A 26,538-nucleotide genomic window follows, 5' to 3' on the forward strand; every position below is an offset into this window, starting at 1 on the left:
TTTTCTCTTTACCTTTATTGAATGAACGAAAGTCATTTTAAAGCAGTAGAAGAAGCTGATTCGGAATTTTACGTTTATCATGTGCTTACCGGAAAGGTGAAAACCGAGATTCATTATCACAGTTCGGCTCAGTTGGTTTATGCAGAAGGCGGAATCGTGCATATTTTCACCGATCTGAAACACTGGTATTTACCGGCAAGATGTTTTATGTGGATTCCTGCCGGAACACCGCATTACATTTTTTCTACCAGTCAGAAAGTAGATCTGTATAATTTTTATTTTAAAAAAGAAGAGAATGAAAATGGCTTTTTTGATGAAATTAATATTTATTCGGTGAGCCATCTTCTTCGGGAAATGATTTTGTATACCAAAGACTGGGATGGGAAAATCACAAAGAATGACGGAGTAAAATATGATTTTCTTAAAGCATTAAAAGGAATTTTACCCGAAAAGAGGGATAAAAAACTGGCATTTCCGGTTCAACATCCTTTTCCGAATGACGAAATGCTTCTGAAGGTGGCACAGTACATTCATGCGAATCTGGAAAAGCCTTTAAGCATAGAATCTACGGCAAAAGAATTCGGGATGAGTACAAGAACGCTTTCCAGAAAGTTTAAGGAAATTCTGGGCATGAATTACGTCCGTTTTTTACGTGCGCTGAGAATTACCCGTTCTCTGGAACTGATGCTGGAAGGGAAGTACAATATGTATGAGATCGCGATGATGGTGGGATACAACAGTTTGTCTTCTTTCAGTAATATTTTTAAAAAGGTGATCGGGGTTGCTCCGACGGATTATTTACAGAAGCTGAAGGGTGAGGAGTGATTTTGGGTTGAAGGTTTTGAGAGTTGTAGGGTTTGAGAGTGGGAGAGTTGGAGAGTTTTAGAGTGGGAGGGTTTTTGTGTTCCTTATAAACACTAATGACACAAATTTTTTTCATGAAAAGCACTAATTGAATTTCTGCTTTATTCTTTATTTTCGGAGAGGTAAGTGTGTGAAAACGTATTAGTATTGATTAATGACGGGAATTTTAGCCCCGATTGTAATGAAAATCCTTTTTTGCAAAAAAAGATTGTAATGGAAAGCGGGAAATAGCTCTTGAAAAATATAGAGATGTTCTGCTTGGAGGGTAGATTTCTCCTTCGTCGAAATGACTTTAATGAGAATGTTTTGTAGCTTCAGAACAATGTTCGCAGAGCTTCAGTCTGTCGCAAGGATGCAAAAAACCACTTCGGTTGAAGTGGTTTATATGTTGAGAAAATCTCGTCTTGATTAAGCTTCTTCAGAAGATGCTTCTTCTTTTTTAGCAGGAGCTGCTTTCGGAGCTTCAACCGGAGCATCAGATACAACATCGAATTCGTAGTTGTACTCAACGTTTCTGTGAAGTCTAACAAGAGCTGAGAATTTACCCGTTCTCTTGATCGTGTTTCCAGGAATTTTGATGTATTTTTTATCTACAGATACTCCTGCTTTTCCTAAAGCTTCAGCAAGATCCGCATTGTTGATAGAACCGAATAATTTATCACCAGTACCTACTTTTGCAGGGATTGTGATAGAAGTTTTCTTCAATTGCTCAACTACAGCAGTTGCAGCAGCAACCAATTTCGCTTCTTCTTCTTTTCTAGCCTCCAAAGTAGCTTCTAAAGCTGCAATGTTTTTAGGAGTAGCTAATAAAGCGTACCCTTGAGGAATAAGGAAGTTTCTTGCGTAACCAGGCTTTACGCTTACTGTGTCGAATTCAAGACCTAAGTTTTCTACGTCTTTTTTTAGGATAATGTTCATTGTTGTTGTCCGTTTTAGAGTTTGGAGCTCCGGATTTTATGTTCCGGTTTACTCTTCACATCGTTAGAATTTATAAATTAATTCAGCAACAAAAAGCCAAAAGCGAGAAGCTAATGGCTAATTGCAATTTTTTTATTTTAATAAGTCAGCTACGTATGGTAGTAACGCCAAGTGTCTTGCTCTTTTGATTGCAGCAGAAACTTTTCTTTGGTATTTTAAAGAAGTTCCTGTGTATCTTCTTGGTAAGATTTTACCTTGCTCGTTTACGAACTGTAATAAGAAATCAGCATCTTTGTAATCAACGTGCTTAATTCCGTATTTTTTGAATCTACAATATTTCTTTTCAGATTTTGTATTGATATCAAGCGGAGTAAGGAATTTTACTTCAGATTCTCCTCCAGCTGAGGCTTGTTTAGCCATTTCGTCTATTGCCATGTCTTGTCTTTTTAAAAAATAGGGTTAATAATTAAGCTTTAGCTGCTTTTACTTTTGCTCTTCTAGTTACAGCGTAGTCAACAGCGTGTTTGTCTAGTTTTGTAGTAAGGTAACGGATTACTCTCTCGTCACGCTTGAATGCCAATTCTAAATCAGCAACTACAGAACCTTCACCTTTAAACTCGATTAAAGTGTAGAATCCGTTCTTTTTCAATTGGATCGGGTAAGCTAATTTTTTTAATCCCCAGTTTTCTTTAGCAACGATTTCGCAGTTCTTTTCTTTGATAAGATCTACATACTTGTTCACTGCTTCCTCCACCTGAGCTTCAGATAGAACGGGAGTTAAAATGAAAACAGTTTCGTAATTGTTCATAATGTTAAAAAATTTGTTAATTATTTCGAGGTGCAAAAGTAGACAATATATTTGTAATATGCAATACGAAAGCGAATGTTTCTGAAAAATTGTTGTTGGTGAATTGTTATCAGTTCATGATTTTTGATTGTTGTTTTTTATAAATGAACTTTAAACCTCAAACCCTGAACTCTAAATACTATCGTCTTTTCTGATCTCTGTTAAAAAATTCACTTTGATGACATCATATAAAGAATGCCGGCTTACCAAAATGGAGGCAATGGAAGAGACCATTCCCGCTAACATGAGATGAAATATCAGAGAATGTCGGTCAGTCATTTCCAGAACAATGATTGCCGATGTAAAGGGAGCTCTGGTAATTCCGGTTAAAAAAGCGACCATTCCTGCCAAAATAACAACGTTTGTCTCATTGGGACTTAGATGAATAAATCCTGAAATTACAGAACCAATACTTGCTCCGGCTGTTAAAGCAGGGGCGAAAATTCCTCCGGCACCGCCTGAAGTAAAGGAAAGGGCAGGACCCAACATTCTTAAAACAGGAACGTACCAGTCTTCATGTTTTTGAGAGGTAAAAAGAACACGCTCCATGATTTCTTTCCCGGAACCCAATATTTCCCGGTTGATAAAAAAAGCGATAGAAGCTATAATTAGAGCACATAAAATTAAAAAAGCTACGTTGGCGCGGTCTGTTTTAAGTTTTCTTTTTTTCCAGTCATTCATTTTAAGCATGATTACGGAGAGCTGACTGGCTAAAATTCCGGCAATCCCACCCACCAAAATGATCGGAAACATCACCATTAAAGAAACGTCATTTGTTTTCGGATATCCTAAATAAAGGTAAGAACCTGCCAAAGTCTGAGCCGTTAAACCCGCAATGATAACTGCGGTAAACAGAGCGGTTTTAAAATAATTGATGTGGGTTTTGGAAAGTTCTTCCACGGCGAATACAATTCCGCCTAAAGGTGTGTTAAAAGCCGCTGCAAGTCCCGCTGCCGCACCCGTCATGATCATATTTTTCTTTGAAATTTTCGGCCACCATTCGGGAAGATATTCGTTTATTTTTCTGAATACGGAACCCGCAATCTGAATTGTGGGACCTTCGCGACCGACTGCACCGCCTCCAATAACCAAAACCAAAGAGGAAAGAATTTTGAAAACAATAATTTTTAAGCTTAACAAACTTCTGATTTTTCTGTGTTCTTTGGGATTGGCGAGTTCTACAGCCGCCATCACCTGCGGAATTCCGCTTCCTTTTGCATTCGGGGCAAATTCTTTTACGAGCCACCACGAGACAACAAAACCAATCGGAGCAATTATGAAGATCATCCACGAATGCCAATCGAGAATAAAATGCAGGAGATTTTCGCCCCATGCAAAAATCTTTGCATACATCACCGCCACAAAACCCGTAATCACAGAACCGATCCAGAATGGAATTGCCTGAAGCAGATTGTACTTCAGTTGTTCGTTTCGGATGTTATCGAAAGATTTTTTAAGAGATCTCCGGATGATGACTATTATTTTCAGCATTTAATTGTTGGTAGCAAGATTGATGATAAAAATAAGGAATTTATATTTCTTCTAAAAATTTTGCCACCATTAAAGCATTTTGTACAGAAAGTTCTTTAGGCAAGGCGAAGCTTAATAAGTCGTTTTTAATTTCCAGCTTAAAATCTTCATCAGAAAACGCTTTGATTATTTCTTTTCGTTCTGAGTTTAAAAAGGATTGTGTTTTTAAAGTATCACTTCCCAAAACATAAAAATCTTTAAAATCACGGTCTTTGAAATTAACAGTAAAGCTGCTGAATATTCCTGCAATTTTATCTGTCCATTTTTTTCTGTTGACTGAAATGAACCCAAAATCACTGCTTAATTTTTTCATTCCCCAGATTTGCAGACTGTCGTATGAAGTTATTGTGTACGCTCCTTTTACAGTTGTTACTATTTTGCTGACGATAAAGAGATAAAAAGAATTCTGTTTGTTTTTATCCGTAATGAAATAGCCTATTTTGGGAGCAAAAAGCGGTATTCCTTCACCGGAGTTAAATTCATGAAAAGGGGAGTCTTTAATTTCAATAACGGCAATATCGTAAATTTCAAAAAGTTTGTCATAAACCTCAAAAATCAGATTTTCCTCTTCTTTTGAAAAATCGAAAAGTTTTTTAACATTGAGTTTTCTGAAATCCAGTTCCACGGTGAGAAGGTTTTTAAAATTGTTTTAAATTTAAATATTAATGAGTAGATTTACACAAAAACGGGAAAAAGTTTATAAAAACGTGATGAATATTTATAAAAATAGAGATCAGCTACTGAAAAAAACTTCTACAAATGTGATATTGGTTTTTATGTTTTTTCTCCTTTCGCATATTCTGTTTTTACAGCGTTATGATTTTTTATCAAATGAATTTTTAAATAATTATATTTATCTGATAATCATTAATATGCTAATTATTCTTATAAGTTCTGCAGTAACAACAGGTAAAGAAATCAGAACGGTGTACATTATAATTCTTATTTGTATGTTTATTTTTCTTATCATTTACAGCTTGTTTTTAGTATTGTTATCAGGATTGGCTAAAGCGCATATAAATGGCTATTAAAATTTGGAATATCATTTTATTAATTCTTATTGGAGGATTAATTATCGGGATTTTTTTGAATGAAACTGCTTACAAAAGATTTGACAGATCAGATTATTATATTTATGTTGAAAACGAAGAGGATATAAATACAGTACTTCTGGAAAATATGTTCATAAACAAAGATGATACTATTAATATTCCCAATGGGGAAAAGCATTTATCGGTAAATGAAAAACTTCTGCCTAAAAAACTTCATTTGCTTTGGTTCTGTTTTGAGGACAACAAATTTTATGAATTTAATGGAGAAATTGATGATGACCTTATCAGAAAAAATATTGAAAATAGCGAAAATTTAGGGCTTACCTTCGGAAAACATGGAGTGTTTACTGTAAAAGCGAATTATAAAGTAACACAAAAACTTAGGGGAACTGCAGTTTTTAAGCCTTGGTTTAATAAAGATGTAAATAGAGATGTCGCAGTATTTTTTGCTCAGAATAAAATAAAAATTACGCCATATCTTACGATAAAAAGTGGCTCCGAATTTTCAGGAATAGAGTTTAGTCCTGTGACTTATCATTATTTATCAAATTCATCTTATTCAGCAGATACACTTATAAACAGAACATTTTTCTATGAAAATCGACCTCTTATAATACGTCCCTTTGATGAAATTGATCTTAAAGTCACTAAAAATGCCGGAATGAAACCTAAATCGGAAGAATTTTTTTTTGCGCCTGTTTTAAGAATGAAAATAGATTTAGATCCTGATCAGCTCTATGAAATTTTAAAGAACAAATCTACAGATCAATTTGATCTATACATTGATCTTGATAAAAATGACAGTCTGAAAAGTATTTATCTGTCCAATAAAAAAGAAAATTTTAAGCTGGATACTGAAATAAAATACGAGTTAGAATCTAATCAATAAGAAATATTTGCTAACAAAAAAACCTCCGAAAAAAATTCGAAGGTTTTATATTGTAAAGATGTTTCGATAAGCTTAATATGACAATTGTCTCATTTATCACTTATCATTCATCATTTATAAATTATATTTCTGTATTCAGATCCCAGTTTTCAAGGTAATCATGAACATGTTTAAGCATCATTCCGCCTAGAGAACCATCTACAACTCTGTGGTCATATGAGTGAGACATGAACATTAGGTTTCTGATTGCAATTACATCTCCGTCCGGCGTTTCAAGAACGGCAGGCTTTTTAACGATAGCTCCGATTGCCAAGATTGCAACCTGAGGCTGAGGAATAATCGGAGTTCCCATTAAGTTTCCAAAACTTCCTACGTTAGAAATTGTATATGTCGCGCCCTGAGTATCTTCAGGTCTTAATTTTTTGTTTCTTGCTCTGTACGCCAAATCGTTGATCGCTTTTGCCAATCCTGAAAGTGATAACTGATCTGCATTTTTAATAACAGGAACAATAAGGTTTCCATCCGGTAAAGCTGTTGCCATACCGATGTTGATGTTTTTCTTTTTGATGATGTTTTCTCCGCTTATTGATACGTTGATCATAGGGAAATCCTGAATCGCTTTCACAACTGCTTTCACGAAAATCGGCATGAACGTCAGTTTTTCACCTTCACGTTTTTCAAAAAGAGATTTGTTTTTATTTCTCCATTTTACAACGTTGGTAACGTCTGTTTCGATGAAAGAAGTTACGTGTGGAGCAATCTGCTTCGCTTTTACCATGTTTTCAGCGATGATTTTTCTCATTCTGTCCATTGGAATGATCTCATCACCTGCAGCAGCCGTAATCGTAGCAGCCGGAGCCGAAGTTGCAACCGGTTGTGGAGCAGATGGAGTTTGTACAGGAGCTGCCTGCTGAACTGGCTGGTTTCCTCTGTTCTTAACGTATGCTAAAATATCTTCTTTGGTAATTCTTCCTTCCAGACCGCTTCCTTTGATGGTTTTCAGTTCAGTTTCAGAAATATTTTCCTGCTGAGCAATAGATTTTACAAGTGGCGAAAGATAAAGATCTCCCGAAAACTCTGTTGAAGCAGCTACTTTTAAAGGTTCCTCAATGGTTTTTAAGGTTTCCGCGTCCGGAGCCGCCGTCGGAGTTTCCGTTTTTACTTCTTCTGAAGCAGTGTTTCCGCCTTCTCCTTCAATTTCTAAAATAGCAATGGCTTCACCTACTTTTGCAACTTCGTCTTTCTGTTTCAAAATCTTTACGATTTTCCCCGAAACGGGTGTCGGAACGTCTGAATCTACTTTATCTGTTGCAATTTCTACTACGGAATCATCCTCTTTTACGCTATCACCTTCGTTGAACAACCAGGAGATAATTGTCGCTTCCATAACACCTTCTCCCATGGACGGAAGCAATAATTTGTATTCTGCCATTTTTAATTTTTAGATTTTGACAAATATATAAAAAAAATCGATTTTTTTATGAAATATTAAATTTTAGAAAAATTCAATGTAAATATTTTCGCCCACGTTAAGTCCAAACAGGGATTTTGCCCCGTTTTTTCGGCTTCCTTTGTAGATGGTAAGCTCCAAAAGCTGACTGTCATTGAAGATTGCAGCAGACTGCCCGTGAAATTCTGTTTCCCGATCCCAGTCCGAAACCACTTCCGTATGACTCGAAAAGACTCTTGAAAGTGCTAAGTTTCTGAATTTTATCGTGAAACTTTCGTATCCTTTTGCGATGGTTTCAAAAAAATCTTTATTAATATTTGAGATTATATTTCCGAAATTATCAATGTAGGTAACTTCTCCAATAATCATTTTTTCAGATTCATTATAAACAGGTTTCGGAAACAGAAGCTGTTTTGCAGAGTCTATTTTTCTTCCGATTACTTCGGGAAGTCCTCCGTTTGCCAGATGAACGGCTGCAGGAACAAAAACATCTGTGGAAGTGAAATTAACGATATCGTCGAAACGGTTGTTTAATGTAATTTCGTAAATAGCTTCAGGTTTAATATCAAAAAAAATTAAACTTAAAACGCCGTTATCCGCTGCCAAAAAGTAATGACCGTCGGATTTATATAAAATATTTTTCCTGTTTCTGTTATGAAAACTGTCTACGGAAACAATATGTATGGTGCCTTTCGGAAAGTGTTTATAAGCATTTCTTACGATGTAAGACGTCTGTATAAGGTTAAAAGCCTGTATTTCGTGACTAATATCAACAATATTAACCTTCTGATTCAGAGAAAGAATGCTCCCTTTTACAGCGGCAACTCTGTAATCCAAATTTCCGAAATCTGAAGTGAGGGTTATAATTGACATTGATGGTTGTATAGAATGATAGAAATGCAAATTTATCTAAAATAAAAGGAATGCCGGAAAAATTATGGAAAAGAATTTGATATAAATTTCAAAAAAAGCTTTAAATTTAAAATCTAAAATTAATAATAATACTGCATGTTTGAATTGACATATGATCTTGAGGATATCGATGCGAAAATCTTCTACGGAGTAAACAACCAATTTTTCAACCTTATAAAATCTACTTTTCCCACTCTTAAAATTACCGGAAGAGATCACTATATTTTTGCGATGGGCAATCAGGAAGCTTTGGATATTTTTAAGAAAAAGCTTGATGATATTGTCAATTTTATTTCAAAAAATAATTCTATAGACCTGAAAGATGTTGAAAATCTTCTGAATATTAAGGATGAAAACGAAAAACAGCTTGTTTTCGATCAGGACATCATTGTAAAAGGCGTTAATGGTAAAATCATCAAAGCGAAAACCACTAACCTTAAAAAATTAGTTAAGGAAACTGAGAAAAAAGATATGGTTTTTGCGATCGGACCTGCCGGAACGGGAAAGACGTATACGAGTGTGGCTTTGGCGGCAAAAGCTTTGAGGGATAAAACCGTTAAAAGAATTGTTTTAACAAGACCTGCCGTTGAAGCAGGGGAGAGCTTAGGATTTTTACCGGGTGATCTTAAAGAAAAGCTGGACCCATACTTACAGCCTTTGTATGATGCATTGCGTGATATGATTCCGCATGAAAAACTGGAAGGTTTTATTGAAAAGAAAGTGATTGAAGTGGCTCCGTTAGCGTTTATGAGAGGAAGAACTCTGGATGATGCCTTTGTAATTCTGGATGAAGCGCAAAATACAACCCATTCCCAAATGAAAATGTTTTTAACGAGAATGGGGATGAATGCTAAATTCATCATCACCGGAGATCCGAGTCAGGTGGATTTACCTCCGAAACAGCAATCCGGATTAAAGGAAGCCATGAGAATTCTGAAGGATGTAAAAGAAATCGGTTTTGTTCATCTAACGGAAGAAGATGTTGTAAGACATCCTGTTGTAAGAAAAATTATTCTTGCCTACAATGATGAGGAAAAAAGACAGCGAAACGATTAAACAATTTATCGTAATATAATTGAAAAGCAGATGAACAGAAGTTGATCTGCTTTTTAATTTTTAAACAATCAATAACAAAAATTTTGATATTAGAAAAAAAGTGTTATTTTTGCGGCTGATTAATAAAAAAACTATTAACTATGAAGAAATTATTTCTTTTGACAGCAGTCGCTGTTATGGGGTTGAGCGTAAAAGCTCAGGAATTCAGATTCGGACCTAAAGCAGGATATTCTTATTCAACTCTTAAGCTTAAAGACAACTCAGATTCTGAAACATCAGATCCGTTACATACTTTTTACATTGGAGGTATTGCCGAATATAAAGTAAGCGATAGATTTGGTTTACAGGGGGAACTTTTATATTCTCAACTTGGAGGAAAACTGAATATTGCAGAAGTTGACCCTAGTAATCCTACCAACTTTTTTAATGTTAAGGCAAAACAGACTTACCATACTTTATTGATTCCTGTTTCTGCTAAATATTTCATTACTGAAGGTCTTTCGGTTTCTGCAGGTGCAAGTTTTGGAGTTATCCTTTCTGCTAAGCAAAAGTATTCTGCAGATCTAGGATTAGGCGGAGTTATTCCGGGATTCGAAATTAACAGCAGCGATGAAGTAGATATCAAAAATCAGTTAAATACTTTGAATATTGCTCCTTTCTTAGGTGCTGAATATATGTTGGAGAACGGATTGTTTTTTGATGCAAGATACAACATGGGAGTATCTAATTTAGCAAAAGATACTTCGAACGGGGAAAAGTTAACTAACAGCTTTTTACAAGTGGGTGTAGGATTTAAATTCGGAGGAAACTAAGAATTATTCTCATAAAAAATTAAAGCGGTACAGAATTTGTACCGCTTTTTTTCTGTATAAATGTACCCATTTTTATTACCGGAAAATTCTCAATTCAAAATTTAAAATTATTAAAATGAAAAAACTATTATTGTTAAGTGCTTTTGCGTTTTTTGGAGGTCTTACGCAGGCTCAGGAAGGTTTCAGACTGGGAGCTCATGTTGGTGCACCGCTTGGAGATGCGGCAGATGCAGCGAGTGTAACTCTGGGATTAGACGCAGCGTATATGTGGAATATCACGAAAGGTCTTGATATTGGTGCTGCTACAGGATATTCTCATTTTTTCGGAAAAGATAATGTAGACGATTTTGGATTTATACCTGTTGCAGTTTCCGGAAAATACAGATTTAATAAGATTCCTTTGTTTGTAGGACTGGATCTTGGTGCCGGAATTTCTACGAGAAACTACATTAACAGCGGACTGTATGTTGCGCCGAGAGTAGGGTATCAGATGAAGAATACAGAACTGTATTTAGGATTCCAGAGTGTAAGCAGTAAATACAAAGGTCGTGGTCCTTATTGGTACGGTGACGACAGATTTAACTTCGGAGCGGTGAATTTCGGGGTAAATTTCTTCCTTAAGTAAATTTTTTAAAATCAACTATAATGAACTCCGATTGCAAAATTGGAGTTTTTTTATTCAAAAATTTGTGAAAACGCTAAAAGCCCTTATTTAATAAGATTTATTGTTGGAAATTGCTAAAAATTTCCGATGATATTAATCACATTAACAAATTTTAATATTCACAGCGGTCACTGTAAATTTGCCGTCAGAAAGTATTAAAATTATTAAAAAAATGAAAAAGGTATTATTAGCAGGTGCTATTGCACTTTTCGGTTTATCTAATGCGCAAATCGCTAAAGGAACTACATATGTATCAGGAACTTTAAATTTTGCGGCTAGAGAAGATAACAATACAAATATCAAAACTAGTGATTTAACATTAGTTCCTACAATCGGACATTTCGTTGGAACAAACGTAGCAGTTGGAGTTGGTGTAGGTTATGCTTCAAGCGTAGCAAAAAACGAAGGTGCTGTTACTACAACTAAAAACACTCTTTCTGCATTTGTAGTAGAGCCTTTTGCAAGAAAATACTGGACTTTAGGTGAGAAATTCTACATCTTCGGTCAGCTTTCAGTACCAATGGCTTTCGGAAACGATAAGCGTGAGACTACTTTTGCAAACGCAACAACTACTACAGAAGAGAAATTCAATTCTTTCGGTGTTGCTGTGAAGCCAGGTTTAGATTATTTCTTAAACAAAAACTGGACTATCGAGGCTACAATCGGAGAATTCGGATACAGCAACTTCAAATACAAGAATGCTAAAAGTGTAGATAGCTACAATTTTGGTCTTGATTTGGCTTCTGTTGGAATCGGAGTTAAGTATGTTTTCGCTAAATAGAAAATCTAAAAACTAAAATTATAAGTCCTAAAAAAATTAGGACTTTTTTTACAACCATAAAATATATCAAATTAATGTGATTTAATTATGAAAAAATTAAGATTATTATTAGCTTGCATTACATTAGCAAGCTGTACACAAAACAATGAGGAATTTCAGAATGAAATAAAAACTCAGAAATTAGAGTATAGGTTTCAGGATGGAACTACTGCAAAAATTGAAATCGATAAGTATAATAATGTGATCAACAAAGATTCTGAATCGTACAAAAAAATTATAGCTTTTGTAGAGAAGTATCCAAACTTTAATCTCTATGAAGATTCTAGCCATGTTGGATTGTTATCTCCCGATTATGAATCTATGATTGCATTTACTAATAAAAATGAAAACAACCAAAAAGGAGTAGTTAATCAGGTGTGTAATGGGTGGTTTAAACTGTATGATAATACTGATTATACGGGTCTTCTTTATGAGAATTCAACCAATCAAAATACAGATTACGCTTTTCCAGATTTAGCTTCTATGGGATTGGCAAATAACATTTCTTCAATGAGAGTTAATAACAGTGTTGTAACGCTTTATTTGTCGTCTAATTTTACTATGCTACCTACGTATGCTACACCAACATATTCATTAGGAGCAACAGGCGCAACAGTGGAATCTAATCTTTTACTTAAAACAGTACTTGTTAGAGTTAATACAACTATTTTTCCTGCGGGGAATTGGAGTGATAGGGCAAAATCCTTGAGAGCAACACATATTTGTTATGTTGAAGCATAAAAACAAAAAAATCCGACTCATTTTTGAGTCGGATTTTGTATTTGTAACATTCTAAAGTTTTAAAACCATTCTTTCTGGTTCTGAACATACGTTCTGTCAAATTCTTCATCAGATTTTGTAAGATAAATAATTCCTTCAATAAAAGCAATTAAACCTCCAAGGCATAATAAACTCAGTAAGATCTGAATAATTCCTGCTTTTGTATAGCCTAAATAAAATTTATGCACTCCGAATGCACCAAGTAAGAGTGCTAAAATTCCAGCAGTTACTTTTTTTTCTGATTTGTAAGGTTGGTTGTTCCCTTGTTGATTGATTTCCATAATAATTATTTTTTAATCGTTTTTTTGTGTTTATTTGCCGAACATTCCGCCCATTCCAGGCATATTTGGCATTTTGCTCATCATCTGCATCATCTGTTTTCCTTGTGGACCCTGCATCATTTTCATCATTTTGCCCATTTGGTCGAACTGCTTCATTAACTGATTTACATCTTCAATTTTTCTTCCTGCACCTTTTGCAATTCTGTTTTTTCTCTGGGTATTGATGATGGAAGGTTTTCTTCTTTCTTCAGGAGTCATAGAGTAGATGATTGCTTCGATATGCTTGAATGCGTCGTCGCTGATCTCAACATCTTTAATCGCTTTTCCTACGCCCGGAATCATCCCCATCAAATCCTTCATATTACCCATCTTTTTGATTTGGTTAATCTGCTTTAAAAAGTCATCAAAACCAAATTCGTTTTTAGCGATTTTCTTGTGAAGTTTTTTCGCTTCCTCTTCATCAAATTGTTCCTGAGCTCTTTCTACTAAGGAAACAACGTCTCCCATCCCAAGAATTCTGTCTGCCATTCTTTCCGGGTAGAAAAGATCCAAAGCCTCCATTTTCTCACCTGTAGAAATGAATTTAATTGGCTTTTCAACAACAGAACGGATCGTTAGAGCGGCTCCACCACGGGTATCACCGTCTAATTTCGTTAAAACAACCCCGTCAAAATTCAAAGTATCGTTGAATGCTTTAGCTGTATTCACTGCATCCTGTCCCGTCATAGAATCAACAACGAAAAGCGTTTCGTTTGGCGTAATAACAGAATGAACGGTTTTAATTTCCTTCATCATCTGCTCATCGATTGCTAAACGACCCGCTGTATCCACGATCACTACATCGTGGCCGTTAGCTTTTGCAAAATTAATCGCATTCTGAGAAATGCTTGAAGGATCCATAGAACCTTCTTCCGTGAAAACCGGAACCCCGATTTGTCCGCCTAAAACTTTAAGCTGATCAATCGCAGCAGGACGATATACGTCACACGCAACCAAAAGAGGTTTTTTATTTCTTTTTGTTTTTAAATAATTCGCCAGTTTTCCGGAGAAAGTAGTCTTACCAGACCCCTGAAGTCCTGCGATAAGAATTACAGACGGTTTTCCGGAAAGGTTGATTCCTTCCTGAGAACCTCCCATCAGATCTACTAACTCATCGTGAACGATTTTCGTCATCAGCTGTCCCGGAGTAAGCGAAGTAAGAACGTCCTGTCCTAAAGCTTTATCCTGAACTCTTTTTGTAAGATCTTTTGCAACTTTATAATTAACATCGGCATCCACCAATGCTCTACGAATTTCTTTTACGGTTTCCGCAACGTTGATTTCCGTGATTTTTCCACGTCCTGAAATATTATGAAGCGCTTTGTCTAATTTATCCTGTAAACTATTAAACATATGTATTGTAAATTATAGGTTTGCAAAAATAAGGAAATTTTTTAGTAAAATGAGAATTCTCATGGTGATAAGATTGTAAACATTCAATAAAGATAAAAAACCAGACAGAGAATTATATTTATTCAATTTAAAGATCATCTTCATATATTAATCGGATATTGATCTTTATACAGAAAAACAGACTTCTTTTGGAAGCCTGTTGGGGTTTAGAATTAGAATGACAATTACTCTAAGGTTTCCAAAATGTCCATTTCTGACCATTAAATAGAATAAGCCTGTGTTTAGAAGAATCAGTGGGATGTTTTATAAAAGCCAGCATTCCAGGAGATGGATTCTTGATCGCCGTAAAGTCTGTAACGATTGGCAATACCATTGCTTTGTCATTGGAATCTAAAACTAAAATACCATCAGTTGTCGTAGCGGAATTACCAATAACAGTTTTTGCATTCGGATGATCCGTTAAAGGTGAAGCTTGTGGTACTTTTACAGTGGCTTCAACTGTGGTGTTGTAACCGGATTGTACACTTAAATCGGTCCATCCGGTATTTTCATTTTTTACCTTTACTTTATATTCTGTATTGGAGGATGCGTCAAAAATAAATGTTCCGCCTTTCGAATTATTTGTTCCTGTGGGTACAGTTTCTACATAGGGGAGTATGATGCCTTTATCATAAGTATCTCCGAATTCCAATAATACGGATGTATTTGTAATATCCGGATTAGCTGTTATGGATTTTTCTCCGATTCTTACCTGAGCATTCATTATATTCAAAACTGAGGTAAGAGTTACCAATATAATTATTTTCATTTTATGTTTTAATTAATCGTTAAAATTTTTTTACATATTTCAATGATGATATTTTATGGACAGGTTTGTGTGGTGAAGCACTTCCAGCCTTCTCCTGTAGCAGATCCTGTATAGATTTTAAGACAGCCTTTTCCTGCGTTTTCGTCTGTATCAAAGACCATCATTCCTACTACGGGAATTGCAATTGTTCCTTCCGGATTGCTGTTTCGGGTAATCACAAAACCTTTTGTTTTACTTTCCAGTACAGTATAAGCAGAATTTCTAAGCATAGGCCAGTTTCCGTTATTAGCACCCGCTCTTCCAAGCGAAGTTATTCCATGTTTTACCGGATAAGTCTGGTTGGCTACTAAAGCGGGGTCTTCATAGCAAACAGAATCTTTTATTACAACAGTTATAGAGCATGATCCTGTAGCGCGCGGAGATGTTATTGAAATTGTAAGATTTCCCGCGCTGCTGCTTCCATCATAGGTGAAAGGAATATCAACATAGCTGGCTCCCTGTGAAATGAATGCTACATACGGAGAAGGGGATGTTGTAATTCCGTTACCGCTTAAAGTAAATTCTGCCAATCCGTTTACTGCTCCTGAAATAGGAATTCGTAATACAGAATTTTGAATATTTCCGTTTGCAAACAGTTGTGCTCCTACTATACCTCCGCCGGGAGCACTGCAGTCAAATGTAAAGTTTCCGGGTACGTTCGTAACTGTGGCACAGGATCCTAAATCGCCAAAATCTCTTCGGTTTGTACTGGTACCTGCAATATTTCCCACAAAAGAAGAAACACCTGTCATTGCGTCCAATTTCCAAAGATCGGTTCCGTTTCCGTTTATTCTGCTGTAGTAAAAATAATTTCCAAGGTACGCTAAACCATTACCGTTAGAAGTGGTGAGATCCGGTACAGTTCCGCTCATCTGCGTTACCGGAGTTGCTGTAAGCGTTGAAGGATTTATTCTGTACAGCCAGTTATTAGTGTCGGCTACGCTAATAATTAAATACAGGTTTCCTCCGTTATCTACGGCAATATCATTCAGGGATCTTCCGTTTGTCCAATTGGCATCACCTGTTACATTTCCTAATGTTGTGGCAGCTCCGCTTCCTGACCATCTTGTTAAAGCTTTGTTGTTAATTCCATACACTAAACCTGTAGAGGGATCGGTACCAATTCCTAAAGGTGAACCCCAGGTTGTTGAAGTACTTTGTTGTTGATAAGTAGTATTAGCTGATGTCGCTACTCCAACCCAGATTCTTCCTAAGGAACCATTAGGCGAGGAAACAAATTGATTTTGAGATAAATTTCCGGCAATAGGACCATAAGACATATTACCATGAGTGGCTGGCGTACCGTCTGCTACCGATGTTGTTCCTGTAATGTTACCGGCAGAATCAAAATTGATTTTATAAGTTATTCCCTGACTTGAATTGATACCGAATAATTCATTACAGGTTGGAGCGGCAGAGGGCGTAAATGACTGACAAGAAGCAAGATCTAAATCATCCGCATTGGAAAAAGGACCTAAAAGAGTATTTAGCGTATATGATGTTTTTACTGTGCTTACACCGGTATTAGGATTTATTTCATAAATTCTTGCTCCAAAAGAACTTACCAATAGTATTGTTGTGGAGAATCCTTCAACAGCATAAATATTACCGTTATAAAACGCCAATCCCTGAAAAGTCGACGGCAGATTACCACTCAACTGAACAACCTGTGCAGCCTGTAAAGTAGACAAATCTATTCTGTAAATATATCTTGCCGAACCTTGTGTAACTACAGTATACATTCTTCCGTTTGAATCGAAAAAAGAGTCGCTTGCAACAGTACCGCCAGACCAGATGGTGTCGCCGGTAATCGTTCCGAGATTGGCTGCAGGTGCAGGACTTGCTTTAATAAGACTTTTATTATCTGATATGCCATAAACATATCCTGCTGTAGAAGAACCTGATATAGGATTTGCAGTTAATCCTCCCACGCCTAACGGTAAATTTGTTCCTATAGAGGAATTGCTTACATACACCGGAGAGTTGGCAGATATATTAGAAGAGGTAAAAACCGTTTGTGATGTATTGGCAGGATTGGGTCCCATAGCCAAATTGCTTCTTGCCGAAGAAGACATATTGGTTGTAGCGGCGGGCAAATTTCCATTCAATGAAGAAATATCATAGACATTTCCGTTCTGAGCATTTATTATATATAATGCGTTGCAATTTTGAGCTTTTGCATTCCAGAATATACTGCAAATGCAAGTTAAAATAAAAAGAAATCTAATATTCATCTATATGTATTTAAAGTTATACTTCTATCTGTTTTTTTAGATTAAAGTGTACCGATACAAATAGATGAAAAATAATCGCAACTATTTAATTAACAAGACCTCAGAAGTCCTCGTGTGGCAAAGTAAGGTTTCAGAATACGCTGTAATTTTAATCATATGGCAGAAAACCAGACTCTGGAATCTACATCTGATGATAAATTGAGTTTCTTTCTTAATCTGTAGATTTTGCCTTCCACAGATTTTATAGAGGAATTTGTATAGATGGCAATTTGCTTACTTGTAAATCCCAACTTAAGCATTGCACACATTTTCTTATCTGAAATGTTAAGAGAATTCGAACTGATTGCATTTAGTTTTTCAAAAAAATCAGGAAATGCTGTATTGAATTTTTCGATAAAGATCATATCGCTTAACTGTACGAATTCAATAAGTTCTTTTAATGTTTCCTCAGAAAATGCTTCTTTATTTAAATTATCTTTTAACCGTTTTAGTTCGTTGCTGAGGTTTTCAATTTGTTGTTTTCTGTAAAGATTTCGATAAAGTGTAATATAATATTTTTCCCGCTTCTGGATAAAGTAATACGAATTGACAAACATTAAGATAAGTACAGATGAGATGTTTACGATTAACAGATAATTGTCAAAGCTTTCATACTTTTCATTATGATCAAAAATTTCAAAATCTGAAAATGCAGAAATATAAATATTTGATAAGATCAATGCAGTGAGAAAAATAATTAATAAGCGATCATTTTCCGAAGAGAAAAATAAATAAACTGCCAGCAATAGAGGAAAATAATACAAAAATGTACCACTTTTAATACCGTAATAACAGGAATAAAACGTAACCAGGAATGTTAAGGCAATAAAAGACAGAATTATACAGTATCTATTCATGAGAATATCTCTCAGGAAGAGAAAACAGAAGCAGTAAAACAGGGATATACAGAATAATAATAGGGCATTAGAATAAATCCCGATAAAAAAGATATTAAAGGCAGACTGAATTAGGAAAAATATAAATAATAAAAAAATGTAGATATTGAAAAGAATAGCAGAATCTTTGTCCTTATCAGAATTTAGAGAATCATCAATTCTCCAATACGAAACAGTATAATACAATCGATTAAATGTTTTTTTTATCATCAGAAGTGTTTAATTTATTTATGTTGTAAAAAAGTACTCTGCTAAAATATACCAAACATTAGATAATTTTCTTTAATTGAAATAGTATTAAAAAATTATATATATGTAAAACTCATTTGATGCCTGAAAAACAAGTTTTTATTACAAATGAGATTAAAGCAAAGTGTTTTTATAAAATTGATTGCAAATATACAAATAAGTTGCTTTTTATGAATTAATATTAAAATTATATGGATGATTTTTTTATTCTATAAATAGGATTTTTACTTGAATTGAAAGTATTCCGAAATGACTAAAGCTTGTTTGAATTTGAGTGAAAATTTTTATTTGGATCTATAATGTTGAAAATTAGAAAAATAGGATTTAATTAACCAATTTAAAAGAAAATTAAAAGATTTTTATAAAAAACTTGAACTTGAAAAAGTAAAAGAAATATTTTTTTACTGATTTAAAATATGTTATTGTATCAAAATAGCTTACCGTTTTTATAGGCAGTCTAATGATTTTTCTAGATGGTCTTAGTTTTTATCAAATCAAAAGTACATTTTATTTTGTTCCTAAATTACATTATTTTTGCGTGATGAATTTTATAAGCAGCTTAATTATTATATTATTAATTTTAGTATTGAACCTTGTCACATATAATCTATTTAAAAGGTATATCTGTGGTAAAGTAAATGCAGGAATGAAATTTTTGGTAATGAATATTCCCAAAGATATTATTTGGCTTATTATTTCTTTTATGATTGTTGACAAAACAAAAGAAAATTTTCTCTTTATTGTGATATGCTTTATTGCAGCTTCTCTTCTTATATATATACCTGTAATAAGGCTGATTAACAAATCTTGATTTTTGATGATAAAAATCAATTTTTAATATTGGTAAAGTTTAATAAAATCGATATATTTGCACACGATTAAAAAAGAGATATGAACAGAAAAATTTCTTCATTATTTTTCGCATTTTTATTTGTATTCATTAGTAGTTTCGCTAGTGCACAACATGAATCTGAAGGCGAAAAGTCAGCTGAAAAAGTAGAGAACAAAGAAGCCGGAGAGAGCTTCAATGCGACCAAAATGATCATGGAACACATTGGTGATTCAAATGAATGGCATTTATGGACTACAAAAGATGATAACGGCGAAGAGCATCATATTTCTGTTCCTCTACCTATAATTATTAAGGATAAAGAAGGTTGGCATACTTTTCTTTCAAGCAGTATTGCTCACGGTCATGAACACGACGGATATACTTTAGAAGAAGGTCAGGTTGTTTCTACTAAAGGAGTTCAAAAAGCAACATTATTCTCGATCATTAGCGGAAAGCAAAAATCAAACGAAGTATTTTTTGATCTTTCAATTACTAAAAATGCCGCTTCAATGTTTTTGTCAGTTATTTTTATGGCAGTTATTTTCATAGGAATGGCAAGAAATTATAAGAAATCTCAATTACCTAAAGGTGCAGGTAAATTATTAGAGCCGGTAATTGTTTTCTTAAGAGATGAAGTGGCGATTCCAAATATTGGATCTGTAAAGTATAAAAGATATATGCCTTATTTGTTAACAGCATTCTTCTTTATTTGGTTTAATAACTTATTTGGATTGATTCCTTTCTTTCCATTTGGTGCAAACCTTACAGGTAATATCGCAATCACTGCGGTTTTGGCAATCATTACATTATTAATTACATTATTCAGTGCTAATAAAGATTATTGGAAACATATCTTTATGCCGCCAGTTCCAATCTTGTTGTACCCAATCATGGTTCCAATTGAGATTATCGGGATCTTTACAAAGCCTTTCGCTTTAATGATGCGACTTTTCGCTAACGTTACAGCGGGACACATTATGATCTTGGCGATTATTTCACTAATCTTCATTTTCAAATCGCCGTTCTTAGGATTTGCGTCTGTACCATTAGCATTATTTGTTTCCGTATTAGAATTATTAGTTGCTGCATTACAAGCTTATATCTTTACTGTATTATCAGCATTGTTTATCGGTATTGCAGTTGCGGAACACGAGCATGATCACGGTCACGAGGAGCACGCTCACTAATTAAAAAAGAAAAATAATTTTTAACTAATATAATTTATTTATTATGGATTTATCAACTGGAGCAGGATTAATTTACGTAGGTATCGGTTTAGCAGTACTAGGAGTAGGTCTTGGTATCGGAAAAATCGGAGGTCATGCAATGGACGCTATCGCTAGACAACCTGAGCAAGCTGGTAAGATTCAAGGAGCAATGCTTATTGCTGCTGGTCTTATTGAAGGTGCTGGTCTTATCGCGATTATCTTTGGTGCTTTCATCAAGTAATTATCCGCAAAAAAAAATATTCTTAGCAGTGAAGCGGTTGGCTGCTGCTAAGAATTTTAAAAAACAATCCATAAATAACACTTAAAAAAGAATCTACAGATATGGGAATTATAGAACCTGGAATTGGACTTTTGTTTTGGATGACGCTTACTTTTGTTATCCTATTATTTCTTCTTGCAAAATTCGCTTGGAAGCCAATTGTAAATGCAGTAAATGATAGAGAGACTTCTATTCAGGATGCCTTAAATCAAGCTGTTTTAGCTAAAAAGGAAATGGAAGTATTAAAAGCTGATAACGAAAGAATTATTCGTGAGGCTAAAATCGAAAGAGATGCTATCCTTAAAGAAGCAAGAGAAATCAGAGATAAAATCGTAGGTGAAGCTAAAGATGTTGCTAAAGTAGAAGGAGATAAAATGATTGAAGCTGCTAAACAAACCATCAATGCTGAGAAAAATGCTGCAATGGCAGATATCAAAACTCAGATCGGTACTTTATCAGTAAACATCGCAGAGTCTATTTTGAAGCAGAAGTTAGACAACAACGAAGCTCAAAACGAATTAGTTCAAAATTATTTAAACAAATCAAACCTTAACTAAGAATGCTTACATCTAAAGTAGCTAAAAGATACGCACAAGGTTTACTTGACTTCACCAACGAATCAGGTCAAACGGCTACTGTATTTTCTGAAATGAAAGATGTAGTAAAGATCATGAAAGAGTCTGCAGACTTAAACAAATTCTTCATGACGCCTTACATCGATTCTAAAAAGAAAGTAGAAGTAGCAAACGAAATTTTCAAAGGTTTATCGGTTTCTTCCAAAAATTTGATTACATTGGTGATTAAGCACGGTCGTGAAAGCCAATTAAAGAATATCGCTCAGGAATTTATCAACAAAGTTGAGGATATCAGTGGAGTGCAGAGAGTAACGGTAACAACGGCAACTCAGCTTTCTAAAGAAAACCTTGATGAGATTTTAAGAAATTCCAACCTTGTTAATACCAATTCAAATTTTGATTTGCAGCTGAATATAAAGCCTGAAATTTTAGGAGGTTATATTTTAAGAGTTGGAGATCAGCAGATCGATGCTTCTGTGAAGTCTAAACTTAATCAGGTTAAAAAAGATTTTAGCTTAAATTAATATAACAGCACAGATGAAAAAAGTTTTATTTGGTTTAGCATTGATAATTGCATCTCTAACTTTTGGACAAAAGGTTAAGCTTAAAAAAGATATTGCATCAGTCGATGGAAAAGAGTACGTAAAGGTTACTGAAGATCCTGTTTCTCGTTACTCATACAATGTATCTTCTTTAAATGGAAATGATATATTTTACTTAAAATATAATAATTATAAAGATCCTAAAGAAGTAGATTACAAGTATAATCGTGATGGTTCTGTGGGGTACTTTGAAGTGATGTCAGCAGATTTAAACACTGTATATTTTGAAACTCACCTTACAGGATGTTTGATGGGCTGTAATATTACAGACAACTTTGTCAAAATGATTTATGGAGGCAAAGTTGTAAAAGACGACGGTACTTTGGATCTTAACAGATTAGAAATTCTTTCTAAAAAAGTAGGATTTGAGTATACTAAAAAAAGAGATGAGATGGGAAATGTTCAAAATGGAGCAAATACAGTTATCATTCAGGATTCAAGACCAAGAAACGGTTTTAATATCAGTGTAGGAAGATAAAAATTATTTTAAAAAAAGAAAAAACAACCATACAATGGCAGAAATAAATCCGGCAGAAGTATCTGCGATCTTAAAACAGCAATTGGCCAACTTCGATACTCAATCAAATGTTGAGGAAGTAGGTACAGTTTTAACCATCGGTGATGGTATTGCTCGTGTATACGGGTTAGAAAACGTACAATACGGAGAGTTGGTGAAATTTTCTAGTGATGTAGAAGGTATTGTACTAAACCTTGAAGAGGACAACGTAGGTGTTGCGCTACTTGGTGAAAGTAAATTAGTAAAAGAAGGAGATACAGTAAGAAGAACAAACAGAATCTCTTCTATTAAAGTAGGAGAAGGGATGTTAGGAAGAGTAGTAGATACTCTTGGTAACCCTATCGATGGTAAAGGTCCTATTACTGGGGATTTATACGAAATGCCATTGGAAAGAAAAGCTCCCGGAGTTATTTACAGACAGCCGGTAACTGAACCTTTACAGTCGGGTATCGTTGCGATTGACTCTATGATCCCTGTAGGAAGAGGACAGAGAGAGCTTATCATTGGTGACAGACAGACAGGTAAAACTACTGTTGCGATCGATACGATCATCAACCAAAAAGAATTCTTTGATGCAGGTAACCCTGTATATTGTATATATGTTGCTATCGGACAGAAAGCATCTACTGTAGCACAAATTGTTAAAACACTTTCGGATAAAGGAGCTTTAGCATACACAGTAATCGTTGCGGCTAACGCATCAGATCCGGTTCCTATGCAGGTATATTCTGCAATGGCAGGAGCTGCAATCGGTGAGTTCTTCAGAGACACCGGAAGACCAGCTTTGATCGTTTATGATGATTTATCTAAACAAGCGGTTGCTTACCGTGAGCTTTCTCTACTTTTAAGAAGACCACCGGGTCGTGAAGCATATCCTGGAGACGTTTTCTACCTTCACTCAAGATTATTGGAAAGAGCCGCGAAAGTAATTGCTGATGATAATATCGCAAGACAGATGAACGATTTACCTGAGTCTTTAAGACCAATCGTAAAAGGTGGTGGTTCATTAACAGCACTTCCAATTATTGAAACTCAGGCGGGTGACGTTTCTGCATATATTCCTACCAACGTAATCTCTATTACAGACGGACAGATCTTCTTAGAGTCTGATTTATTTAACTCGGGGGTTCGTCCTGCGATCAACGTAGGTATTTCTGTATCCAGAGTAGGAGGTAATGCTCAGATCAAGTCAATGAAAAAAGTTTCTGGTACACTTAAATTAGACCAGGCTCAGTATAAAGAGTTAGAGGCGTTTGCTAAGTTCGGTTCAGACCTTGATGCTGCTACATTAGCAGTAATCTCTAAAGGGGAAAGAAACGTAGAAATCCTTAAGCAGCCGGTAAACTCTCCACTTCCGGTAGACAGCCAGGTTGCAATGATCTATGCAGGAACAGAGAACTTATTGAGAAACGTTCCTATCAGAAAAGTAAAAGAATTCCAGATAGAATACATCGAGTTCTTAAGATCTAAGCATCCTGATACAATGGCTGCCATTAAAGCAGGAAAAATTGATGATTCAATTACCAGCGTTCTTAAGCAGGCTGCAAATGACTTAGCTTCTAAATATAACTAAAAATTAGTTGATGGTTGTTGGCTGATAGTTGACAGAATTTTCTAAAACTAGCAACCAACAACCGACAACCAACAACTAACCCAATATGGCAAACTTAAAAGAAATACGAGGCAGAATTACGTCTATCTCATCCACGATGCAGATTACCCGTGCTATGAAAATGGTTTCCGCTGCGAAACTGAAGAAAGCACAGGATGCAATCGTAATGTTAAGACCTTATTCTGAGAAATTACAGGAACTTATCCAGAATGTAAATTCCAGTTCAGATCCTGATCAGATTTCTGTTTATGCTCAGAAGAGAGAAGTAAAAAGAGTGCTTTTTATTGCAATTACTTCAAACAGAGGTCTTGCCGGAGCTTTTAACTCATCTATTGTTAAGGAGCTTAATGCACAGTTTCAGAACAAATCTCAATATGAGGTGGAAGTTTTGTCTATCGGTAAGAAAGCTTTTGATGCTGTAAGAAGAACCCGTAAGGTATACGCAAACGAAAGTGCTGTTTACGATAATCTGAACTTCGATACGGTAGCTCATGTTACTGAAGCTGTAATGAAAAACTTTACAGAAGGTAAATTTGATGAAGTATATTTAATTTATAATAAATTCGTTAATGCTGCCACTCAGGAAGTAACTACAGAACAGCTTCTTCCAATTTCAATGCCTGAGAATACAGAACCTCAGGTAGAAACAGATTATATTTTTGAGCCAAACAGAACAGAAATATTAGATAATCTGATTCCTAAATCGATCAAAACTCAGGTTTTCAAAGCCATCCTTGATTCAGTAGCTTCTGAACACGGAGCGAGAATGACTGCGATGCATAAAGCGACAGATAACGCGCAGGCTCTGAAAAACGATTTGGTAATTTTCTACAACAAAGCAAGACAGGCTGCTATTACAAACGAGATCTTAGAGATCGTTTCCGGAGCAGAAGCTTTGAAAAATTCGTAAAAAATTATTTTAACACAATATTAAAGCATCGTACATCACGATGCTTTTTTTGTTATTTTTATTTTGTATATATTTGTAGTACTAAATTTATATAATTTCTAAATGGATTCGGACATAGTCAGGCTTTTGCTGGCCTTATTACTTGTTTTACTTAATGGCTTTTTCGTAGCCGCAGAATTTTCAATTGTTAAAGTTCGTTATTCACAGATTCAGATAAAAGCCGCAGAAGGAAACTCAATGGCAAAGCAGGCAGAGCATATCATCAAACATCTTGATGAATATCTTTCTGCTACACAGCTCGGCATCACGCTGGCTTCCCTGGCTTTAGGTTGGGTTGGAGAAAGCGCGTTACACCATATTGTAGAAAATATTTTCCATTCGCTTAGTATTGATCTTAGTCAGGCAACCATCACTTCCATTTCGGTGATCACAAGTTTTGTACTGATTACGATTATGCACATTGTTTTCGGTGAGCTTATTCCGAAGTCAATAGCCATCAGAAAATCGGAATCTACTACAATGGCAACTGCAATTCCGTTAAGAGTTTTTTATACGGTTTTCAAGCCTTTTATTTGGTTAATGAACCTGATGTCGAATACCTTTTTGAGACTGGTAAAGATTCATCCGGCTTCAGAACATGAAATTCACTCTACAGAAGAACTTCAGCTTTTGGTAAAACAATCTGCTGACAGCGGAGAAATTGAAGAGGAAAATTATGAGATCATTAAAAATGCATTTGATTTTACAGATCATTCGGCAAAACAGATTATGGTTCCCCGTCAGAACATTACTTCCATAGATTTTGAAGAAGATATCAATGAAATCATCAATAAAATCATGGAAAGCGGATATTCCCGTATTCCGGTCTACGAAAATTCTATTGATAATGTGATCGGTGTTTTGTATACTAAAGAAATCATCAGAGAATTTGTAAAAAGAAAAGGTGAACTGAATCATGAAGATCTTAAAGAACTGATGCGTGACGCATTTTTTGTGGTAGGAAGTAAAAAGATTTCAGACTTACTGAAAATTTTCCAACAGAAAAAGCAGCATTTGGCAATCGTTATTGATGAATTCGGAGGAACTGAAGGAATCATTACTCTCGAAGATATTTTGGAGGAGCTTGTAGGAGAAATTCAGGATGAAGAAGACGATGAAGAAAAAATTGTAGACAAGATCGGAGAAAATACATACTGGGTTCAGGCAACACAGCCATTGGACGAAATTAATGAATTTATCCCTAAAAAATTGCCGCTTTCCGAAGAAAGCGAGTACAATACATTAGCCGGTTTTATTCTTCATGCTTTAGCCGATATTCCGGAAGAAAATCAGGAATTTGATCTGGAAGATTATCATTTTAAAATTCTTAAGATGAATAATAAGAGCGTTGAACTGGTAGAACTGGTCTATGAAGAACCGAACAGCATCAGTGATCTTGCAGAAAAAATAGGAGAAGTTTAAACAATAAAA

General features: G+C 35.1%; 27 protein-coding genes. 15 read left to right on the forward strand and 12 right to left on the reverse strand.

What is annotated here, in order from left to right; translation table 11 throughout:
- Positions 1 to 21 precede the first annotated feature (21 nt).
- On the forward strand, positions 22 to 825 hold the full coding sequence (locus WFH39_RS03550) for an AraC family transcriptional regulator (protein WP_336688840.1): 804 nt from the start codon (positions 22 to 24) through the stop codon (positions 823 to 825).
- A gap of 447 nt (positions 826 to 1,272) precedes the next feature.
- Here WFH39_RS03550 and rplI read toward each other — a convergent pair whose 3' ends face one another.
- The 5 genes from rplI to WFH39_RS03575 all read right to left on the reverse strand — a co-directional run bounded on the left by rplI (position 1,273) and on the right by WFH39_RS03575 (position 4,784).
- Entirely contained in the window at positions 1,273 to 1,782 is a 510-nt protein-coding gene (gene rplI, locus WFH39_RS03555; protein WP_214589900.1) for a 50S ribosomal protein L9, read from the reverse strand.
- Positions 1,783 to 1,914: 132 nt separating this feature from the next.
- Positions 1,915 to 2,217, reverse strand: a complete 303-nt coding sequence (gene rpsR, locus WFH39_RS03560) for a 30S ribosomal protein S18 (protein WP_002979091.1) — start codon at positions 2,215 to 2,217, stop codon at positions 1,915 to 1,917.
- Positions 2,218 to 2,248: 31 nt separating this feature from the next.
- Positions 2,249 to 2,590, reverse strand: a complete 342-nt coding sequence (rpsF, locus tag WFH39_RS03565; RefSeq protein WP_066434819.1) for a 30S ribosomal protein S6 — start codon at positions 2,588 to 2,590, stop codon at positions 2,249 to 2,251.
- A 171-nt stretch (positions 2,591 to 2,761) separates the two neighbouring features.
- A complete protein-coding gene (locus WFH39_RS03570) occupies positions 2,762 to 4,120 on the reverse strand; it encodes a chloride channel protein (protein ID WP_336688841.1) in 1,359 nt (452 codons plus the stop codon).
- A gap of 40 nt (positions 4,121 to 4,160) precedes the next feature.
- Positions 4,161 to 4,784, reverse strand: a complete 624-nt coding sequence (locus WFH39_RS03575) for a hypothetical protein (RefSeq protein WP_336688842.1) — start codon at positions 4,782 to 4,784, stop codon at positions 4,161 to 4,163.
- Positions 4,785 to 5,179: 395 nt separating this feature from the next.
- Here WFH39_RS03575 and WFH39_RS03580 point away from each other — a divergent pair, with 395 nt between their 5' ends.
- A complete protein-coding gene (locus WFH39_RS03580) occupies positions 5,180 to 6,100 on the forward strand; it encodes a hypothetical protein (protein WP_336688843.1) in 921 nt (306 codons plus the stop codon).
- Positions 6,101 to 6,221: 121 nt separating this feature from the next.
- On the opposite strand, the gene WFH39_RS03585 is transcribed toward WFH39_RS03580, so the two are convergent.
- Positions 6,222 to 7,532 carry a dihydrolipoamide acetyltransferase family protein gene (locus tag WFH39_RS03585; RefSeq protein ID WP_336688844.1) on the reverse strand — a complete coding sequence of 437 codons (1,311 nt, stop codon included), beginning with the start codon at positions 7,530 to 7,532 and terminating at the stop codon, positions 6,222 to 6,224.
- A 63-nt stretch (positions 7,533 to 7,595) separates the two neighbouring features.
- Positions 7,596 to 8,423 carry an SAM hydrolase/SAM-dependent halogenase family protein gene (locus tag WFH39_RS03590; protein WP_336688845.1) on the reverse strand — a complete coding sequence of 276 codons (828 nt, stop codon included), beginning with the start codon at positions 8,421 to 8,423 and terminating at the stop codon, positions 7,596 to 7,598.
- Between the two features lie 135 nt (positions 8,424 to 8,558).
- On the opposite strand from WFH39_RS03590, the gene WFH39_RS03595 reads away from it, so the two are divergent.
- The 5 genes from WFH39_RS03595 (at position 8,559) to WFH39_RS03615 (ending at position 12,555) form a co-directional block, all read left to right on the forward strand.
- Positions 8,559 to 9,518 (forward strand): PhoH family protein, encoded by a 960-nt coding sequence (locus WFH39_RS03595; protein ID WP_087710390.1) that lies wholly within the window; start codon positions 8,559 to 8,561, stop codon positions 9,516 to 9,518.
- Positions 9,519 to 9,658: 140 nt separating this feature from the next.
- Positions 9,659 to 10,330, forward strand: a complete 672-nt coding sequence (locus WFH39_RS03600) for a porin family protein (RefSeq protein WP_336688846.1) — start codon at positions 9,659 to 9,661, stop codon at positions 10,328 to 10,330.
- A 115-nt stretch (positions 10,331 to 10,445) separates the two neighbouring features.
- Positions 10,446 to 10,955: a hypothetical protein gene (locus WFH39_RS03605; RefSeq protein WP_214589894.1), complete on the forward strand. Its 510-nt coding sequence runs from the start codon at positions 10,446 to 10,448 to the stop codon at positions 10,953 to 10,955.
- 211 nt (positions 10,956 to 11,166) lie between these two features.
- Positions 11,167 to 11,775 (forward strand): outer membrane protein, encoded by a 609-nt coding sequence (locus WFH39_RS03610; protein WP_336688847.1) that lies wholly within the window; start codon positions 11,167 to 11,169, stop codon positions 11,773 to 11,775.
- Positions 11,776 to 11,862: 87 nt separating this feature from the next.
- Positions 11,863 to 12,555, forward strand: coding sequence for a hypothetical protein (locus WFH39_RS03615; protein ID WP_336688848.1), 693 nt, complete (start codon positions 11,863 to 11,865; stop codon positions 12,553 to 12,555).
- A gap of 59 nt (positions 12,556 to 12,614) precedes the next feature.
- Here the strand turns inward: WFH39_RS03615 and WFH39_RS03620 are convergent, their stop codons facing one another.
- The 5 genes from WFH39_RS03620 to WFH39_RS03640 all read right to left on the reverse strand — a co-directional run bounded on the left by WFH39_RS03620 (position 12,615) and on the right by WFH39_RS03640 (position 18,244).
- Positions 12,615 to 12,875: a TM2 domain-containing protein gene (locus tag WFH39_RS03620; protein ID WP_214589891.1), complete on the reverse strand. Its 261-nt coding sequence runs from the start codon at positions 12,873 to 12,875 to the stop codon at positions 12,615 to 12,617.
- A gap of 30 nt (positions 12,876 to 12,905) precedes the next feature.
- Positions 12,906 to 14,267 carry a signal recognition particle protein gene (gene ffh / locus WFH39_RS03625; protein WP_087710379.1) on the reverse strand — a complete coding sequence of 454 codons (1,362 nt, stop codon included), beginning with the start codon at positions 14,265 to 14,267 and terminating at the stop codon, positions 12,906 to 12,908.
- A 229-nt stretch (positions 14,268 to 14,496) separates the two neighbouring features.
- On the reverse strand, positions 14,497 to 15,075 hold the full coding sequence (locus WFH39_RS03630) for a hypothetical protein (RefSeq protein WP_336688849.1): 579 nt from the start codon (positions 15,073 to 15,075) through the stop codon (positions 14,497 to 14,499).
- A gap of 53 nt (positions 15,076 to 15,128) precedes the next feature.
- A complete protein-coding gene (locus WFH39_RS03635) occupies positions 15,129 to 17,348 on the reverse strand; it encodes a hypothetical protein (protein WP_336688850.1) in 2,220 nt (739 codons plus the stop codon).
- A 152-nt stretch (positions 17,349 to 17,500) separates the two neighbouring features.
- Positions 17,501 to 18,244 (reverse strand): helix-turn-helix transcriptional regulator, encoded by a 744-nt coding sequence (locus tag WFH39_RS03640; RefSeq protein ID WP_336688851.1) that lies wholly within the window; start codon positions 18,242 to 18,244, stop codon positions 17,501 to 17,503.
- Positions 18,245 to 19,423: 1,179 nt separating this feature from the next.
- Here WFH39_RS03640 and atpB point away from each other — a divergent pair.
- The 8 genes from atpB to WFH39_RS03680 all read left to right on the forward strand — a co-directional run bounded on the left by atpB (position 19,424) and on the right by WFH39_RS03680 (position 26,529).
- Positions 19,424 to 20,551 (forward strand): F0F1 ATP synthase subunit A, encoded by a 1,128-nt coding sequence (gene atpB / locus WFH39_RS03645; RefSeq protein WP_336688852.1) that lies wholly within the window; start codon positions 19,424 to 19,426, stop codon positions 20,549 to 20,551.
- Positions 20,552 to 20,594: 43 nt separating this feature from the next.
- Complete coding sequence (locus WFH39_RS03650) at positions 20,595 to 20,813, forward strand: ATP synthase F0 subunit C (RefSeq protein ID WP_007844726.1); 219 nt, start codon at positions 20,595 to 20,597, stop codon at positions 20,811 to 20,813.
- Positions 20,814 to 20,914: 101 nt separating this feature from the next.
- Positions 20,915 to 21,409: a F0F1 ATP synthase subunit B gene (locus WFH39_RS03655; RefSeq protein WP_336688853.1), complete on the forward strand. Its 495-nt coding sequence runs from the start codon at positions 20,915 to 20,917 to the stop codon at positions 21,407 to 21,409.
- Between the two features lie 2 nt (positions 21,410 to 21,411).
- Positions 21,412 to 21,951 carry an ATP synthase F1 subunit delta gene (atpH, locus tag WFH39_RS03660; RefSeq protein ID WP_336688854.1) on the forward strand — a complete coding sequence of 180 codons (540 nt, stop codon included), beginning with the start codon at positions 21,412 to 21,414 and terminating at the stop codon, positions 21,949 to 21,951.
- 13 nt (positions 21,952 to 21,964) lie between these two features.
- Complete coding sequence (locus WFH39_RS03665) at positions 21,965 to 22,507, forward strand: hypothetical protein (RefSeq protein WP_336688855.1); 543 nt, start codon at positions 21,965 to 21,967, stop codon at positions 22,505 to 22,507.
- Positions 22,508 to 22,541: 34 nt separating this feature from the next.
- Complete coding sequence (gene atpA / locus WFH39_RS03670; protein WP_214589884.1) at positions 22,542 to 24,119, forward strand: F0F1 ATP synthase subunit alpha; 1,578 nt, start codon at positions 22,542 to 22,544, stop codon at positions 24,117 to 24,119.
- Between the two features lie 85 nt (positions 24,120 to 24,204).
- Positions 24,205 to 25,068 (forward strand): ATP synthase F1 subunit gamma, encoded by an 864-nt coding sequence (atpG, locus tag WFH39_RS03675; RefSeq protein ID WP_214589883.1) that lies wholly within the window; start codon positions 24,205 to 24,207, stop codon positions 25,066 to 25,068.
- Positions 25,069 to 25,170: 102 nt separating this feature from the next.
- The gene (locus WFH39_RS03680) at positions 25,171 to 26,529 is read left to right on the forward strand and encodes a hemolysin family protein (protein ID WP_235130645.1); all 1,359 of its coding nucleotides are present in this window, start codon (positions 25,171 to 25,173) and stop codon (positions 26,527 to 26,529) included.
- The last annotated feature ends 9 nt before the right edge of the window (positions 26,530 to 26,538 follow it).

The organism is Chryseobacterium sp. MMO-72 (assembly GCF_037146035.1).
GTDB lineage: Bacteria > Bacteroidota > Bacteroidia > Flavobacteriales > Weeksellaceae > Chryseobacterium > Chryseobacterium indicum.

What these genes read in the sequence shown, in the direction of transcription:
- WFH39_RS03600 (WP_336688846.1), top strand. Translation starts at nt 9,659, where the DNA reads ATGAAGAAATTATTTCTTTTGACAGCAGTCGCTGTTATGGGGTTGAGC.
- atpB (WP_336688852.1), top strand. Translation starts at nt 19,424, where the DNA reads ATGAACAGAAAAATTTCTTCATTATTTTTCGCATTTTTATTTGTATTC.
- WFH39_RS03650 (WP_007844726.1), top strand. Translation starts at nt 20,595, where the DNA reads ATGGATTTATCAACTGGAGCAGGATTAATTTACGTAGGTATCGGTTTA.
- WFH39_RS03605 (WP_214589894.1), top strand. Translation starts at nt 10,446, where the DNA reads ATGAAAAAACTATTATTGTTAAGTGCTTTTGCGTTTTTTGGAGGTCTT.
- rpsF (WP_066434819.1), bottom strand. Translation starts at nt 2,590, where the DNA reads ATGAACAATTACGAAACTGTTTTCATTTTAACTCCCGTTCTATCTGAA.
- WFH39_RS03550 (WP_336688840.1), top strand. Translation starts at nt 22, where the DNA reads ATGAACGAAAGTCATTTTAAAGCAGTAGAAGAAGCTGATTCGGAATTT.
- WFH39_RS03585 (WP_336688844.1), bottom strand. Translation starts at nt 7,532, where the DNA reads ATGGCAGAATACAAATTATTGCTTCCGTCCATGGGAGAAGGTGTTATG.
- WFH39_RS03630 (WP_336688849.1), bottom strand. Translation starts at nt 15,075, where the DNA reads ATGAAAATAATTATATTGGTAACTCTTACCTCAGTTTTGAATATAATG.
- WFH39_RS03655 (WP_336688853.1), top strand. Translation starts at nt 20,915, where the DNA reads ATGGGAATTATAGAACCTGGAATTGGACTTTTGTTTTGGATGACGCTT.
- WFH39_RS03620 (WP_214589891.1), bottom strand. Translation starts at nt 12,875, where the DNA reads ATGGAAATCAATCAACAAGGGAACAACCAACCTTACAAATCAGAAAAA.
- WFH39_RS03595 (WP_087710390.1), top strand. Translation starts at nt 8,559, where the DNA reads ATGTTTGAATTGACATATGATCTTGAGGATATCGATGCGAAAATCTTC.
- ffh (WP_087710379.1), bottom strand. Translation starts at nt 14,267, where the DNA reads ATGTTTAATAGTTTACAGGATAAATTAGACAAAGCGCTTCATAATATT.
- WFH39_RS03665 (WP_336688855.1), top strand. Translation starts at nt 21,965, where the DNA reads ATGAAAAAAGTTTTATTTGGTTTAGCATTGATAATTGCATCTCTAACT.
- WFH39_RS03635 (WP_336688850.1), bottom strand. Translation starts at nt 17,348, where the DNA reads ATGAATATTAGATTTCTTTTTATTTTAACTTGCATTTGCAGTATATTC.
- WFH39_RS03610 (WP_336688847.1), top strand. Translation starts at nt 11,167, where the DNA reads ATGAAAAAGGTATTATTAGCAGGTGCTATTGCACTTTTCGGTTTATCT.
- WFH39_RS03570 (WP_336688841.1), bottom strand. Translation starts at nt 4,120, where the DNA reads ATGCTGAAAATAATAGTCATCATCCGGAGATCTCTTAAAAAATCTTTC.
- WFH39_RS03615 (WP_336688848.1), top strand. Translation starts at nt 11,863, where the DNA reads ATGAAAAAATTAAGATTATTATTAGCTTGCATTACATTAGCAAGCTGT.
- atpG (WP_214589883.1), top strand. Translation starts at nt 24,205, where the DNA reads ATGGCAAACTTAAAAGAAATACGAGGCAGAATTACGTCTATCTCATCC.
- atpH (WP_336688854.1), top strand. Translation starts at nt 21,412, where the DNA reads ATGCTTACATCTAAAGTAGCTAAAAGATACGCACAAGGTTTACTTGAC.
- atpA (WP_214589884.1), top strand. Translation starts at nt 22,542, where the DNA reads ATGGCAGAAATAAATCCGGCAGAAGTATCTGCGATCTTAAAACAGCAA.
- WFH39_RS03590 (WP_336688845.1), bottom strand. Translation starts at nt 8,423, where the DNA reads ATGTCAATTATAACCCTCACTTCAGATTTCGGAAATTTGGATTACAGA.
- WFH39_RS03680 (WP_235130645.1), top strand. Translation starts at nt 25,171, where the DNA reads ATGGATTCGGACATAGTCAGGCTTTTGCTGGCCTTATTACTTGTTTTA.
- WFH39_RS03640 (WP_336688851.1), bottom strand. Translation starts at nt 18,244, where the DNA reads ATGAATAGATACTGTATAATTCTGTCTTTTATTGCCTTAACATTCCTG.
- rplI (WP_214589900.1), bottom strand. Translation starts at nt 1,782, where the DNA reads ATGAACATTATCCTAAAAAAAGACGTAGAAAACTTAGGTCTTGAATTC.
- rpsR (WP_002979091.1), bottom strand. Translation starts at nt 2,217, where the DNA reads ATGGCAATAGACGAAATGGCTAAACAAGCCTCAGCTGGAGGAGAATCT.
- WFH39_RS03580 (WP_336688843.1), top strand. Translation starts at nt 5,180, where the DNA reads ATGGCTATTAAAATTTGGAATATCATTTTATTAATTCTTATTGGAGGA.